The sequence below is a fragment of the Actinobacillus porcinus genome, assembly GCF_901764995.1.
Taxonomy (GTDB): Bacteria; Pseudomonadota; Gammaproteobacteria; order Enterobacterales; family Pasteurellaceae; genus Exercitatus; species Exercitatus porcinus.
In genome coordinates this window covers 1-14,515 of record NZ_CABFKI010000001.1, presented here as the reverse complement: position 1 = coordinate 14,515, position 14,515 = coordinate 1, and the positions used below count along the sequence as shown (strand labels likewise).

General features: G+C 43.5%; 16 protein-coding genes. 3 read left to right on the top strand and 13 right to left on the bottom strand.

What is annotated here, in order from left to right; translation table 11 throughout:
- Positions 1 to 3 precede the first annotated feature (3 nt).
- The 4 genes from glmU to envC are packed head-to-tail and all read right to left on the bottom strand — an operon-like array spanning position 4 to position 4,004.
- On the bottom strand, positions 4 to 1,368 hold the full coding sequence (gene glmU, locus E7T07_RS00080) for a bifunctional UDP-N-acetylglucosamine diphosphorylase/glucosamine-1-phosphate N-acetyltransferase GlmU (RefSeq protein WP_135708913.1): 1,365 nt from the start codon (positions 1,366 to 1,368) through the stop codon (positions 4 to 6).
- A gap of 45 nt (positions 1,369 to 1,413) precedes the next feature.
- Positions 1,414 to 1,920 (bottom strand): DUF2301 domain-containing membrane protein, encoded by a 507-nt coding sequence (locus E7T07_RS00075; RefSeq protein WP_135708912.1) that lies wholly within the window; start codon positions 1,918 to 1,920, stop codon positions 1,414 to 1,416.
- Positions 1,921 to 1,941: 21 nt separating this feature from the next.
- Positions 1,942 to 2,790, bottom strand: coding sequence for a divergent polysaccharide deacetylase family protein (locus E7T07_RS00070; RefSeq protein ID WP_135708911.1), 849 nt, complete (start codon positions 2,788 to 2,790; stop codon positions 1,942 to 1,944).
- Positions 2,790 to 4,004: a murein hydrolase activator EnvC gene (envC, locus tag E7T07_RS00065; RefSeq protein WP_135708910.1), complete on the bottom strand. Its 1,215-nt coding sequence runs from the start codon at positions 4,002 to 4,004 to the stop codon at positions 2,790 to 2,792. Before envC ends, E7T07_RS00070 begins: the two co-directional genes overlap by 1 nt.
- Positions 4,005 to 4,163: 159 nt before the next feature.
- Here envC and E7T07_RS00060 point away from each other — a divergent pair, with 159 nt between their 5' ends.
- Complete coding sequence (locus tag E7T07_RS00060; RefSeq protein ID WP_135708909.1) at positions 4,164 to 4,847, top strand: 2,3-diphosphoglycerate-dependent phosphoglycerate mutase; 684 nt, start codon at positions 4,164 to 4,166, stop codon at positions 4,845 to 4,847.
- Positions 4,848 to 4,912: 65 nt separating this feature from the next.
- On the opposite strand, the gene trpS is transcribed toward E7T07_RS00060, so the two are convergent.
- The 3 genes from trpS to rpe are packed head-to-tail and all read right to left on the bottom strand — an operon-like array spanning position 4,913 to position 7,339.
- Entirely contained in the window at positions 4,913 to 5,935 is a 1,023-nt protein-coding gene (trpS, locus tag E7T07_RS00055; protein WP_135708908.1) for a tryptophan--tRNA ligase, read from the bottom strand.
- Positions 5,936 to 5,981: 46 nt separating this feature from the next.
- Positions 5,982 to 6,656: a phosphoglycolate phosphatase gene (locus E7T07_RS00050; protein WP_135708907.1), complete on the bottom strand. Its 675-nt coding sequence runs from the start codon at positions 6,654 to 6,656 to the stop codon at positions 5,982 to 5,984.
- Between the two features lie 8 nt (positions 6,657 to 6,664).
- Positions 6,665 to 7,339, bottom strand: coding sequence for a ribulose-phosphate 3-epimerase (gene rpe / locus E7T07_RS00045; RefSeq protein WP_135708906.1), 675 nt, complete (start codon positions 7,337 to 7,339; stop codon positions 6,665 to 6,667).
- Between the two features lie 123 nt (positions 7,340 to 7,462).
- Between rpe and E7T07_RS00040 the strand changes: the two genes are divergently transcribed.
- Positions 7,463 to 8,089, top strand: coding sequence for a LysE/ArgO family amino acid transporter (locus tag E7T07_RS00040; protein ID WP_135708905.1), 627 nt, complete (start codon positions 7,463 to 7,465; stop codon positions 8,087 to 8,089).
- Positions 8,090 to 8,256: 167 nt separating this feature from the next.
- On the opposite strand, the gene E7T07_RS00035 is transcribed toward E7T07_RS00040, so the two are convergent.
- The 5 genes from E7T07_RS00035 to E7T07_RS00015 are packed head-to-tail and all read right to left on the bottom strand — an operon-like array spanning position 8,257 to position 11,946.
- Entirely contained in the window at positions 8,257 to 9,081 is an 825-nt protein-coding gene (locus E7T07_RS00035; protein WP_135708904.1) for a shikimate 5-dehydrogenase, read from the bottom strand.
- Positions 9,082 to 9,116: 35 nt separating this feature from the next.
- A complete protein-coding gene (gene cysE / locus E7T07_RS00030; protein ID WP_135708903.1) occupies positions 9,117 to 9,914 on the bottom strand; it encodes a serine O-acetyltransferase in 798 nt (265 codons plus the stop codon).
- Between the two features lie 22 nt (positions 9,915 to 9,936).
- A complete protein-coding gene (gene gpsA, locus E7T07_RS00025; protein WP_135708902.1) occupies positions 9,937 to 10,947 on the bottom strand; it encodes an NAD(P)H-dependent glycerol-3-phosphate dehydrogenase in 1,011 nt (336 codons plus the stop codon).
- A gap of 51 nt (positions 10,948 to 10,998) precedes the next feature.
- On the bottom strand, positions 10,999 to 11,499 hold the full coding sequence (gene secB / locus E7T07_RS00020) for a protein-export chaperone SecB (RefSeq protein ID WP_135708901.1): 501 nt from the start codon (positions 11,497 to 11,499) through the stop codon (positions 10,999 to 11,001).
- Between the two features lie 9 nt (positions 11,500 to 11,508).
- A complete protein-coding gene (locus E7T07_RS00015; protein ID WP_135708900.1) occupies positions 11,509 to 11,946 on the bottom strand; it encodes a rhodanese-like domain-containing protein in 438 nt (145 codons plus the stop codon).
- Positions 11,947 to 12,124: 178 nt separating this feature from the next.
- Here E7T07_RS00015 and proS point away from each other — a divergent pair, with 178 nt between their 5' ends.
- Entirely contained in the window at positions 12,125 to 13,840 is a 1,716-nt protein-coding gene (gene proS, locus E7T07_RS00010) for a proline--tRNA ligase (RefSeq protein WP_135708899.1), read from the top strand.
- Between the two features lie 309 nt (positions 13,841 to 14,149).
- On the opposite strand, the gene E7T07_RS00005 is transcribed toward proS, so the two are convergent.
- Positions 14,150 to 14,515, bottom strand: a 366-nt coding sequence (locus E7T07_RS00005; RefSeq protein ID WP_446651555.1) for an EF-Tu C-terminal domain-related protein, incomplete at its 5' end; no start/stop codon positions are given.

Here is a 14,515-nt window from a genome sequence, read left to right as displayed (position 1 = left end):
CTTTTATTTTTTCTTCGTTGGACGTTGCCAGCCTTGAATATGGCGTTGTGGTACGCGGGTAATCACCAATTCATTTTCCGCCACGTTTTTGGTAATGGTGGAACCTGCGCCAATGGTTGCCCCTTTTTCAATGGTCACTGGTGCCACTAACTGGCTGTCTGACCCCACAAACACATCATCCCCAATAATGGTTTTGAATTTGTTTGCACCATCGTAGTTGCACGTAATCACCCCGGCGCCTACGTTGACATTCGCGCCCACTTCGGCATCGCCGATGTAAGTTAAATGCCCAACTTTTGAGCCTTCACCAATCACCGCTTTTTTGATTTCCACAAAGTTACCCACATGGGCTTTTGCCGCTAATTCTGCGCCTGGACGTAAGCGTGCAAATGGACCCACATCCGCTGCTTCACCAATAACGCTGTCTTCTAATACACTATAAGGTTTGATTTCTACGTTATCATGCAACGTCACATTTTTCAGCACCGCACCTGCGCCAATTCTGACATTATTGCCCAATACCACTTTGCCTTCGATAATCACATTAATATCGATTTCGCAATCTTTGCCATGTACTAATTCGCCACGCAAATCAAAGCGTTCAGGATCCGCCAAGCTGACGCCCGCCAATAACAAGGCTTTTGCTTGTTTACGTTGGTAATAACGTTCCAGTGCATTCAGTTGCAAACGGTTATTCGCACCTTCTACTTCCATAATATCCTCTGCCGTCACCGCCGCCACTTGGAAGCCATCCTGATTCGCCAAGCCAATCACATCTGTCATGTAATATTCGCCTTGCGCATTGTTATTATCCAAACGCGCTAACCATTTTTTAAAGCTCGCGCCGTCTGACACCATAACGCCCGTGTTCACTTCCGTGATTTTCAACTGTTCAGGGTTCGCATCTTTTTGCTCCACAATCGCCACCACCGAACCATTTTCACGAATAATGCGACCATAACCTGTTGGGTTTTCCAAGTTAACCGTTAACAACGCAATACCGTTTTCAGGTTTCGCGGCAATTAATTTTTCCAAGGTTTCTTTGGTAATTAATGGCGCATCACCATAAAGCATCAGAATATTTTCATCATCTTTAAAGAACGGTGCGGCTTGTTGCATCGCGTGACCTGTTCCCAACTGTTCTGCTTGGAATACCCAATTCACAGGCTCATCCGCTAAACGTGCTTTCAATAAATCTGCACCATGACCATAAATTAAGTGAATTTGATCCGCACTTAATTGTTTTGCGGTATCAATCACATGTTTCACCATCGGCTTACCAGCCACTTTGTGCAACACTTTCGGCAAGTCCGAATACATACGCGTGCCTTTACCGGCTGCTAAAATTACAACACTTAGTTTGTTCATAAATAAATCCTTTGAAAGAAAAGTGCGGTCTATTTTACACGAGTTTTAAATTTGATACTTCATTTTATCGCCAATATCAAAATGCAACGGCATACGGCATTTTTGAACAAACAACACCACCAGCAATAGTGCGCAAATTATGCTCATCGCTTGCCGTAGCAACACCATATCCGCCACAAAACTAACCCAAAGTAACGCCACAAAAATCGGCATAAAATTCAAGGTTGGCACTCGAAAACAAAAATATTCTTTAAAGCACAAACCGCCTAGCGTCAGCAATGCACCACCAAGGGCAAGTTCAGGCAAGCCAAACAAATGACACAACAAAGCAATCCAGGTCGCGAATTGAAGCAGTAAACGAAAAGGTTTGAGATAAATATGCAAAGAAGACGCGCACATTGTCGCCGCGACTAATAAAATCAAATAGCCGTGCTGAGAAGGCACAAATAAACATCCCATTCCCACCGCAGCCACCATGAAGCCCAAACGATAAATCACCACGGTGAGTTTATCTAAAAAATCCATGGGCGATTGAATATGCGGATCTGCCATAAGTTATCCTCTTTTTCTTACTTATCGTGGAACACCGCGCAATAACGGCACGGCTTCATAAGGCGCGCGATTAGTGGGTGCACTTAAATCACTAAACAGCAAAATAAACGGTTTTGGTGGTACAATTTTTTCATTACGCCATAAACTACCCATACTCACCAGCTGAATATTCTCGGGCAAATGTGCCAGCCCCGCTTGTAACACCGCAACGGTATTTTTACGCGGATGACCAATGACAATTGCCACACCGTGCTTTTGCGCGTACTGTAACGCCAATTGAAATTGACGTTGAACATCCGCTAACACATCGCTGTCATCTAAAAAAATATGTCGATCTAAAGATTGTACTCCGTGCTCTTTCGCGATTTTGCCTGCCACACTTTTGCCGATGGTTCGGCTATCTAAAAAGAACAAATGATAACGGTGCAATTCTTGCATTAAAGCGGTCATCAATGGCACGTCCGCGGTAGCTGCACTGCCCATGTGATTGTTCATGCCAATCGCGTTTTTCACAATACTTTTAGCGAACTGAACCCGTTGCGCCACTTCCTGCGGGGACATCCCCACCGACAAGCCACCTTCTTCCATTTTAATATTGCTCACAGGTTGCATCGGCATATGGATCAAAATATCACGCCCTTGAGCAACTGCTTGATTATTGCGTTGTTGTGCATAAGGTGCGGAAGGAATAATCGCCACCGAAATTTCTTTCGGCATCCCATAAATCGCGGCGTCTTCTTTGGGATGATACCCCACATCATCAATTACAATGGCAAGCTTCGCCCTTTGTGCTTGAGCCGACGCCGCAAAAAGTGCGGTCAAAAAAACAAAGAAAATTTTCACCGCACTTTGACAATTATTCATCTTCATTAACGTAACCAATTCATCGGGTTCACCGCATTTCCTTGACGGCGAATTTCAAAATAAAGTGCGGAACGACCTTGTCCGCCGCTATTGCCCACTTCCGCGATTTTTTGCCCCGCATTGACCAACGCTCCCGAACGCACAAAAACCGCTTGGTTATAGCCATAAAGCGACATATAGCCCTTACCGTGATCAATCACCACCACTTGACCATAACCGCTTAGCCAACTGGCTAAAATCACGCGACCACCAGCAATAGCTTTAACCGCTGTCCCTGCCGGTGCCGCAATCACAATCCCTTTCCATTTCACTTCCCCTACTTGGGTTGAACCATAGCTATTTAAAATGGAACCATTCACAGGGCGCGGATATTTCCCTGCTAATCCGCCACCTGAACGAATAAGCTGTTGCTCTTGTTCCGTTGGCTGATAAGTGCGATTAGTGCGTTTTTCTTCTGCTTGTTTTTTCTGTGCCAACTGTTCGCGCTCGCGTTTTTCTTGCTGCTCAGCCGCTTGTGCCGCACGAGCAATTTCATTACGCAAGGCATTTTCATTTTCTTTCAGCGTATTTAATTTATTCTGATCCCGCTCGAGATTTTTATTGATCTGATTTAACGTACTTTGCCGCTCATTTTGGGCCTTTTGTAATTCTTGACGTTGTTTTTTATGCTCAGAAAGTTGCGTTTGCTGTAATTTCTGCTGATTGGCTAATTCGGCTTTCTCATTTTCCAATTGCGCACGGGTTGCCTTTAAATCCGCCAATAAGTTCAAACGAGCTTGGTTCATATGTTTCGCATAAACCATCATTCGATCATTTTTACTCGCGTCATCAGAAAGCAAATGCTCCACCACCGAATTCGGGTTGCCCGAACGATAAATAGCATCTAGCTGTTTGGCTAATTTTGCTTTCTGCGCTTTTTCTTGTTGCCCTAAACGCTGAATTTGCTTATTGGTTTCCGCGATAATTCTCTTTATTTCTTTTAAGTTGGTTTCCGTCTCACGCAAATTGCCTACCACGTCATTAATTTTATTTTCTTGATTTTTCAAGGTAGATTGCAGCTTATTTTGTTCACGTTTTTGTTCCGCAATTTTTTGCTCTTGCTGCTTAATTTGCTTTTGAATTTGGTTTAAATCCCCAGCTTGCACAGAAAATGCCAATATCGCCCCGCCACAAAAGGTGGTGACTTTCATCATAGATTTACGCATTTTCGATAACTGCATTGAAATATTCCTTTCATATCGCCTAAAAATTTAGCACTAAATATAGCATATTTTTGCGCAAGATCAGGAAACATTCGCTTTTTGCTTTCAAAGCTACCTATTTTTTGCTATAAAGTGCGGTGAATTTTGAATTCATTTTATCAACATAGGAGTATTCCAATGCAATTAGTCTTTATCCGTCACGGTTTCAGTGAATGGAACGCAAAAAACTTATTCACAGGTTGGCGCGATGTTAACTTAACAGAGCGCGGCATCGAAGAAGCAAAATCTGCCGGTCAAAAATTAAAAGAAGCAGGCTTTGAATTCGACATCGCTTTCACTTCTGTTTTAACACGTGCGATCAAAACTTGTAACATCGTGTTAGAAGAATCTAACCAATTGTGGATTCCACAAGTGAAAAACTGGCGTTTAAACGAACGTCACTACGGTGCATTACAAGGTTTAGACAAAAAAGCAACGGCAGAACAATACGGTGATGAACAAGTTCACATCTGGCGCCGTTCTTACGACATTTCACCACCGGATTTAGATCCACAAGATCCATTCTCTGCACACAACGACCGCCGTTATGCGCACTTACCGGCAGACGTTGTACCAAATGCAGAAAACTTAAAAATTACCTTAGAACGTGTTTTACCATTCTGGGAAGATCAAATCGCACCGGCATTATTATCAGGTAAACGTGTTCTTGTGACTGCACACGGTAACTCATTACGTGCATTAGCAAAACACATTGAAGGTATCTCTGACGCAGACATCATGGATTTAGAAATCCCAACCGGTCAGCCGTTAGTGTACGAATTAGACGATAACTTAAAAGTGATCAGCAAACGTTATCTTTAATGTTTAAATAAATAAAAAATCTCGTTGAATACACATCAACGAGATTTTTGTTTTTCTGCAGCGCGTTATTGTGCTGCCACGAATCCCACCGCATCATAAACGGTTTTTAAGGTTGCTTGCGCACGCTCACGGGCTTTTTTCGCCCCTTCTGCAGCAATACGATGCAACAAGGCTTCATCATTGCGATATTGCCAGAAACGCTCTTGAAGTGCGGTTAACATTTTCACGGTTTCTTCAGCCACCGCGCCTTTTAAATGACCGTACATTTTGCCTTCAAACTCTTGTTCTAACTGCGCAATTGGCTTATCTGTCATCACAGAAAGCATTTCCAACAAGTTGGATACGCCCGCTTTATTTTGTAAGTCATAACGCACCACAGGCGGTTCATCGCCATCCGTTAAAGCGCGTTTGATTTTTTTCTCTACGGATTTTGGATCTTCCAATAAGGTAATCACATTATTGCGATTATCATCGGATTTTGACATTTTCTTGCTTGGATCTTGCAATGCCATAATCTTCGCGCCCGCTTTCGGGATAAAGGCTTCAGGCACAACAAAGGGTTGATTCGAGCCGTCTTCGTTACCATAAATAGCGTTAAAACGTTGCGCAATATCACGGGTAATTTCTAAATGTTGACGCTGATCTTCGCCTACCGGCACTTGATGAGCTTGGTAAAGCAAAATATCCGCCGCCATCAACACAGGGTAAGTAAACAAGCCCACATTAATATTGTCTGCGTGTTTGCTCGATTTATCTTTGAATTGGGTCATTCGTCCCATTTCGCCGTAATAAGTGTAACAATTTAGCACCCATGAAAGCTGCGTATGTTCCGGCACATGAGATTGAATAAAAATCGTGCTTTTTTCAGGATCGATGCCACAAGCCAAATATAAAGCCAGCACATCTAAAGTCGCTTTACGCAATGCCGCCGGATCTTGGCGCACCGTAATTGCGTGCAAATCTACAATACAAAATAAACATTCGTAATCTTCTTGCATTTTGACCCATTGGCGAAGCGCGCCAAGGTAGTTACCGATAGTCAACTCACCACTAGGTTGAACACCGCTCAGAACAACTGGTTTTGTCATAATTTCTTTCTCTTTGTTTTAAAATTGCTAAATTTCCGACCGCACTTTACAGGATTTTTTGAATCTCTGCAAAATCATCAAACACCCAATCAGGATGGCTTTCGCTAATTGGAATATTGTAGTTATAACCGTAAGTTAACCCCACCACAGGGCAACCAGCCGCATGGGCCGCAATAATGTCATTGCGTGAGTCGCCCACAAACAAGATTTGATGTGGCAATACGCCAAATTTTCCGCATAAATAATAAAGCGGACCCGGGTGCGGTTTAATGGCCGGCAAAGACTGTCCGCCTAAGGCTTCATCGAATAAATGATCAATTTCAAAGGCTTTTAACACAGGCAAAACGTGTTGGGTTGGCTTGTTCGTCACAACCGCTAATTTGAAACCTTGGGCTTTTAAGGCTTCTAAGGTGGCTTTCACGTTGGGATATAAACGGCTGACGTTACAAATATTTTCGCCATAAAAATGATTAAAACGCGCTTTTAATTGCGCAATTTGCTCATCGTTTAAGGTTTTGCCCGTTTGTTCACTCGCCCAAGCTAAACCGCGGCTAATGAGCACATCGGCGCCATTACCAATCCAAGTTAATACTAACTCTTCGGGCGCGGCAGGCAAATCAAATTCCGCTAAAGCAGAGTTAACGGACAAGGCTAAATCGGGTAAGCTGTTGACTAATGTGCCGTCTAAATCAAATCCAATTACTTTAAATTGAGAGGTCATTTTTCTTCCTATTTTTCTATTTTTGCTAATTCAGCGCGCATTTCATCGATCACTTTTTTGTAATCAGGCGCATCAAAAATGGCAGAACCCGCCACAAACATATCCGCGCCGGCAGCGGCAATTTCTGCGATATTATTCACTTTCACGCCACCATCAATTTCTAAGCGAATATCATAACCGCCGGCGTCAATACGCTGACGAACTTGGCGTAATTTTTCCAATGTTGCAGGAATAAAAGATTGTCCGCCAAAACCAGGATTGACGGACATTAATAAAATTATATCCACCTTATCCATCACATAATCCAAATAACTCAATGGCGTGGCAGGGTTAAAAACTAAACCCGCTTGGCAACCTTGCGCACGAATTAATTGCAATGTGCGATCGATATGTTGGCTGGCTTCCGCATGAAAGGTAATTGAACTTGCCCCAGCTTTGGCAAAATCCACCACCAAACTATCCACCGGCGTTGCCATTAAATGCACATCAATAGGCGCGGTAATACCGTAGTCGCGTAACGCTTTACACACAGGCGCGCCAAAGGTCAAATTAGGCACGTAATGATTATCCATCACATCAAAATGAATGACATCCGCCCCTGCCGCAAGCACATTTGCCACATCTTCGCCAAGACGGGCTAAATCTGCAGACAAAATTGACGGCGCAATAAGATAAGGTTTCATGGTTCCCCCTTTTTTGGGTTAATCAAAATTGCCCCTAGTGTACTACTGAACCATAGCGGATTTAAAGGGAAAAACACAAAAAGTGCGGTATAATTTCGGCGACTTTTCAAAATGGAGGTAATAATGGATTTTTTTATTCAAGGCTTTCTTGTTTGTGGCGGTTTAATTATCGCCATTGGCGCGCAAAATGCCTTTGTCTTAAAACAAGGGTTATTAAAAAACAATATTTTGCCCATTATTCTTACCTGTTTCGCCTGTGATTTCATTTTGATTTCCCTTGGCGTTTTAGGGCTGGGTTCCATGATTAGCGAAAGCCAAGTGGCAACGGTGGCACTTGCTATTGTCGGCACACTATTCTTAACGGTTTATGGCGCACGCGCGTTTCGTTCTGCTTATCAAGGTCATGTCGCCTTAGAATTAAGTGATGATAACAGCGTTCAGCAATCTACGTGGAAAGCCATTGCCACAACCCTTGCCATCACCTTACTCAATCCGCACGTTTATTTGGATTGCTTCGCCATTATCGGTGGCATTGCCGGCACCATTCCGGCAGACAGTAAAATTTTCTTCTTGGCTGGTGCGCTTTGCACTTCTTTGCTGTGGTTTTTCTCATTGGGCTATGGCGCACGTTTGCTTATTCCCCTCTTTAAACGCCCAATGACTTGGCGGATTTTAGATGGGATGATTGGTTTAGTTATGTGGGCAATTGCCTTTAATCTCGCCAAATTTGCTTGGCAGCTTAATGGCTAAGAGCACAAAATAAAATGAAAGCGCGGTCAAAAATCAATAAATTTTTTGACCGCGCTTTTTAAGGCTTGTTGATGTATGGCTTTGCCACGCTAATTTTCAGCCCCAAAGGGGCTGATTTATGCGTAACCCGGTATGGCTCTGCCATGCCGGGAATCAACAAGCTTTAATTATTTCTGCACTGTCGCTCGTGCAACATCGCCTGCTTCAATCACTAACTCATCGCTTGGACGTTGATGGGTATAAAGTTCAAACTGCTCCACCGCTTGTAACACAATCACTTCCGCCCCTGAAATCACTTGTTTGTTCAAACGTTCCGCCAATTTGATAAAAGGCGTTTCCACCGGCATTGCCACTACATCAAACGCAGTTTCTGCCGCCTTAATCAACGCTTCGGGAAAGGCTAACTCAAACTCATCTTTGCCGCCTTTCATGCCGATTGGCGTAACGTTGACCAAAATATCAGCTTGTTGATTTTCAAGACTTGAAATGTACTCAAAGCCATAAAGTGCGGCGAGATTTTTGCCTGTTTCTGCATTACGGGCATAGACTTTCAAGTGGCTAAAACCTGAGTTTTTGAACGCTGCCACCACCGCTTTTGCCATTCCGCCACTACCGTAAACAATGACAGATTTCGTTTTATCTAATTGATATTTTTCGATTAATTTATAAATGGCAATATAGTCTGTGTTGTAGGCTTTGAGATAGCCGTTGTCATTGACAATGGTATTCACCGACTGAATTGCCGCCGCTGACTCGGAAATTTCATCCACAAACGCCATACAACTTTCTTTGTGCGGCATTGACACCGCGCAACCGCGAATACCTAGCGCACGCACGCCTTTTACCGCCTGTTCAATATCGTCCACTTGAAAGGCTTTATAAATAAAGTCCAAACCTAATTTTTGGTACAAATAATTATGAAAGGTTGTCCCAAAGTTGCTCGGACGTGCTGAAATTGAAATGCACAGTTTGGTATCTTTGTTAATTGGCATATAAAACTCCTGTAAAATTCACCGCGCTTTTTTACTTAAATATTCAGCATTGCCGCATCATCAATAAAATATTGGTTCATATCAAAGGCGGGTTTTGATGAATGATCTTTGCTGATAATGCGAGCGGGTACGCCTGCGGCAGTGGCGTGTTCCGGAATAGGTTGTAACACCACCGAATTGGCACCAATTTTAGCGTATTTGCCCACTTCAATATTGCCGAGAATTTTTGCGCCCGCGCCAATCATGACGCCTTCGCGAATTTTCGGATGGCGATCGCCTGTTTCTTTTCCTGTCCCACCAAGCGTAACGCCTTGTAAAATAGACACGTCATTTTCAATCACCGCAGTTTCCCCCACCACAATGCCTGTGGCATGGTCAAACATAATGCCACAACCAATACGTGCCGCCGGATGAATATCCACATCAAAGGCAACGGAAATTTGGTTTTGCAAATAAATCGCTAACGAACGGCGATCATCTTCCCATAAATAATGGGTAATACGATAGCTTTGTAAAGCGTGGAAGCCTTTCAAATATAACAGCGGCGTTGACCATAAATCCACGGCAGGGTCACGCTGACGCACCGCGCGAATATCGCAGGCCGCACTTTCGATAATGCTGGGTTTCGCTTGGTAGGCGTCTTCAATAATTTCACGCAAGGAAATCGCCGGCATGGTCGCGGTAGCCAGTTTGTTGGCTAAAATATAACTCAGTGCGCCACCTAAATTTTTGTGTTTTAAAATCGTGGAATGGAAGAAACTTGCCAGCATCGGCTCTTTATCTACTAAGCATTGCGCTTCATCACGAATTTTTTTCCATACTTCAATCGCCATAAGTTCTCCTAAAATACGCTCATTATTCCCCTTTACGCGCGCGCCCTAAAAGTGCGGTCGCCATTTCTTGGGGATTTTTTCCATGAAATAACGCTTGGTAAATTTGTTCCGTAATGGGCATTTCTACGTCATGACGTTGCGCTAACACCATGGTTTCTTTGGTATTGTAATAACCTTCAACCACCTGCCCGATTTCATCCATCGCTTCTTGAGCGGATTTTCCTTGCCCAAGTGCCACACCAAATCGGCGGTTGCGCGATTGGTTATCCGTGCAAGTTAACACAAGATCCCCTAATCCGGACATGCCCATAAAGGTTTGGGGATTTGCCCCCAAAGCTTCCCCTAAACGGCTGATTTCAGCTAAACCACGCGTAATTAACGCCGTACGTGCATTTGCCCCAAAGCCCAAACCATCCGACATACCCGCTGCAATGGCAATGACATTTTTAATCGCGCCCCCCAGTTGCACGCCGATCATATCTTGGTTTAAATAGACGCGGAAATGCTTACTGCAATGAATACGCGCTTGTAGTTCGTGAGCAAACGCTAAATCGTTGGCGGCAAGGGTAATGGCGGTTGGCATACCTGCAGCAAGTTCTTTGGCAAAGGTTGGGCCGGATAAGACCGCAAGGGGGTAATTGGAACCCAACTCATCTTCTATCACCGATTGCAACAGCCGCCCTTTATCGCGCTCTAATCCTTTGGTTGCCCATGCAATGCGTTGATCTGTACGTAAAAATGGTTTGATTTGTTTAATGACATCGCCAAATACATGGCTTGGCACGACAATGAGTAAATCTCGCGATTTTTTGACCGCACTTTCTAAGTCGGCAATCATTTCAAGGGAATTAGGAAAAGGAATATCAGGCAAAAACCGTGCATTTTGCCGTTCCGCCTGCAAGCGATGACATTCATCAGGGTTGTGTCCCCATAAATAGGTGGGATAGCCATTGCGCGAAAATGCAATGGCAAGCGCAGTGCCGTAAGAGCCTGCACCGAGCACGGTAATTGGCGTCATTGCAGCTTGAGTCATGTTTTATCCTAAAATCCTAAAGAAAAGCTCACGCAGAACGTGAGCTCAATTTTAATTTAATGTCGGTTGTTCTGCCGATTCTTGCGCTTGTTCTTCTTCGACACGGCGCATATGCTCAAGGAAGAGGGCGTCAAAGTTGACCGGTGCAAGATTTAACGCCGGGAATGTGCCACGGTTAACTAAGCTTGCTACCAATTCACGGGCGTATGGGAATAACATTTCAGGGCAACGTGATGTTAAAGCATGTGCCATGTGAATATCTTCTAAGCCGCTAATGGCAAAAACACCTGCTTGTTTCACTTCACAAATAAAGGCTAAATCGCCTGTTTCTTCCAGTGTGGTTTCAACATTAAGATGTAACGTCACTTCGTATAAATCTTCGCCAAGCTGTTTCGCTTCTGTGCTGAGATTAAATGCTAAGTTCGGTTTCCACTCTTGTTGGAAAATATGGGGTAGATTCGGTGCTTCAAAAGACACGTCTTTCACATAAATACGTTGAATTTGTAATACAGGTTCTTGTTGTTCTTGAGCCACTTGGTTTTCTTCTGACATAATTAATCCTTATTTAACGAGTGGTAAATTAGCCGCATTCCAGCCAGCAATGCCTTCATTTAAGGCATATACTTGGCTGAATCCTTGTTTTACTAAAATTTCAGCAGATGAACGTGCAACAACACCGTTTGTATCCACTAAGATAATCGGGGTTTCTTTGTGCTGTTCTAATTTGCCAAGATTGTGATTTTTAATATCTGTAGGTAAGAATTGTAAGCTGTTCACAATATGACCGCGCTTAAATTCATCAATCGTACGCAAATCAATCACAACCGCATCTTTTGTATTAATTAAGGCTGTTGCTTCAGCATTTGATACGAATTTTACTTTACTTAAAGCCGATTTGATAAAGGTGTAAATAGTAGCAATAAAAATTGCGACCCACGCGCCGACCAATAAGGTATGGTTTTTAGCGAAAGGGACGGCTTGAGATAAAAATTCTTCCATGGAAGTTCTCTCGAATGATAGTGAAAATAGGGGTTAAGTATAACCGCACTTTCTGTTTTTTGAAAGATTGTTATGCAAGTCGAGCAACATACCACAAAATTTTCCTTATTTTTCACCGCACTTTGTGGGAATTAATGCTAAAATACCGCCAATTTTTTGACATTAAACAGGATACAATATGCGTACAAGTCAATATCTCTTTTCTACCCTTAAAGAAACCCCGAATGATGCACAAGTAGTCAGTCACCAACTTATGTTACGAGCCGGTATGATCCGCCCGATGGCGTCAGGCTTATATAACTGGTTGCCGACAGGGATCAAAGTGTTGAAAAAAGTGGAAAATATCGTTCGTGAAGAGATGAACAAAGGCGGTGCAATTGAGGTGCTAATGCCGGTTGTTCAGCCTGCGGAATTATGGCAAGAGTCGGGGCGTTGGGAACAATATGGTCCAGAATTATTACGCTTTAATGACCGTGGTAACCGTGATTTTGTACTTGGCCCAACACACGAAGAAGTGATTACGGATTTAGTGCGCCGTGAAGTTTCTTCATATAAACAGCTTCCGCTTAACTTATACCAAATTCAAACTAAATTCCGTGATGAAGTTCGCCCTCGTTTTGGCGTAATGCGTTCACGTGAATTTATTATGAAAGACGCTTATTCTTTCCATATGGATAAAGCCAGCTTACAAGAAACCTATGATGTGATGTATCAAGTGTACAGCAACATCTTCACTCGTTTAGGCTTAGATTTCCGTGCGGTGCAAGCAGATACCGGTTCTATCGGTGGTTCGGCTTCACACGAGTTCCAAGTATTGGCTTCAAGTGGCGAAGATGATGTGGTATTTTCAACAGAAAGCGATTTTGCTGCAAACATTGAGTTAGCCGAAGCGGTCGCTGTGGGCGAACGTCAAGCACCAACCGCTGAAATGCAATTAGTGGATACGCCAAATGCGAAAACTATCAATGAGTTAGTAGAACAATTCAATTTACCGATTGAAAAAACGGTAAAAACCTTGATTGTGAAAGGTGCAACAGAAGAACAACCGCTTGTGGCATTAGTGATTCGTGGCGATCACGAGTTAAATGAAATCAAAGCACAAAAACATCCGTTAGTGGCAGATCCGCTTGAATTCGCTGATGAAGCGGAAATCAAAGCCAAAATCGGTGCAGGCGTAGGTTCATTGGGTGTGGTAAATTTACCGATTCCTGCGATTATCGACCGCTCAGTGGCATTGATGTCAGATTTTGGTTGTGGTGCAAACATTGATGGTAAACACTACTTCAACGTAAACTGGGAACGTGATGCGGCTATCCCTGAAATCTTTGATTTACGTAATGTGGTTGAGGGCGATCCAAGCCCGGACGGTAAAGGTGTGCTACAAATTAAACGTGGTATTGAAGTAGGGCATATTTTCCAATTAGGCACAAAATATTCCGAAGCGATGAAGGCAACCGTGCAAGGCGAAGACGGCAAACCTTTAATTATGACAATGGGTTGTTATGGTATCGGGGTTACACGTGTTGTGGCTGCAGCAATTGAACAGCACCACGATGAACGCGGTATTATTTGGCCTTCAGATGAAATTGCACCGTTTACCGTGGCAATCGTGCCAATGAATATGCACAAATCTGAAAAAGTTCAAGCTTTCGCCGAAGATCTATACAAAACCTTAAAAGCACAAGGTGTGGATGTGATTTTTGATGACCGCAAAGAACGCCCGGGTGTGATGTTTGCGGATATGGAATTGATCGGCGTACCGCATATGGTGGTTATTGGCGAGAAAAACCTTGAAAACGGCGAGATTGAATATAAAAACCGCCGCACCGGCGAAAAACAGATGATTGCTAAAGAGCAGTTACTTTCTTTCTTGAAAGCCAATATTAACGCTTAATCCCATCCTTAATCTGTGAACCTACCCTATACGACCGTGTATAGGGTTCCTAATCTGAGCCGCTCTGCGGCTCTTTTTCCGATATTATGTAGCAGTTGCACAAGACGGTCGTTGAGCCTGTCGAAACGTAAGTCTTGTGTAGTTGTTGAAATGCCTTGTGGTTCGACAGGCTCACCAACCGTGCTTCGATAAGCTCATCAACCACGATTCAACAAGCTTACCAATCTCATTTCAGCGTTAAATCATAGCTCCAAAACAAAAAAGGCATACCCGAAGATATGCCTTTTTCTGCTTTTAATTCAAAGCGGATTATTTGATGATACGTGCTACTACGCCTGCACCTACTGTACGGCCGCCTTCACGAATCGCAAAACGTAAACCTTGGTCCATCGCGATTGGGTGGATTAAGCTTACTGTCATTTTGATGTTATCGCCCGGCATTACCATTTCTACGCCTTCCGGTAACTCGATTGTACCTGTTACGTCAGTTGTACGGAAATAGAATTGTGGACGGTAACCTTTGAAGAATGGAGTATGACGACCACCTTCTTCTTTTGATAATACGTATACTTCTGATTCGAAGTCTGTGTGTGGAGTGATTGAACCCGGTTTCGCTAATACTTGACCACGTTCGATTTCTTCACGTTTTGTACCACGTAATAATGCACCGATGTT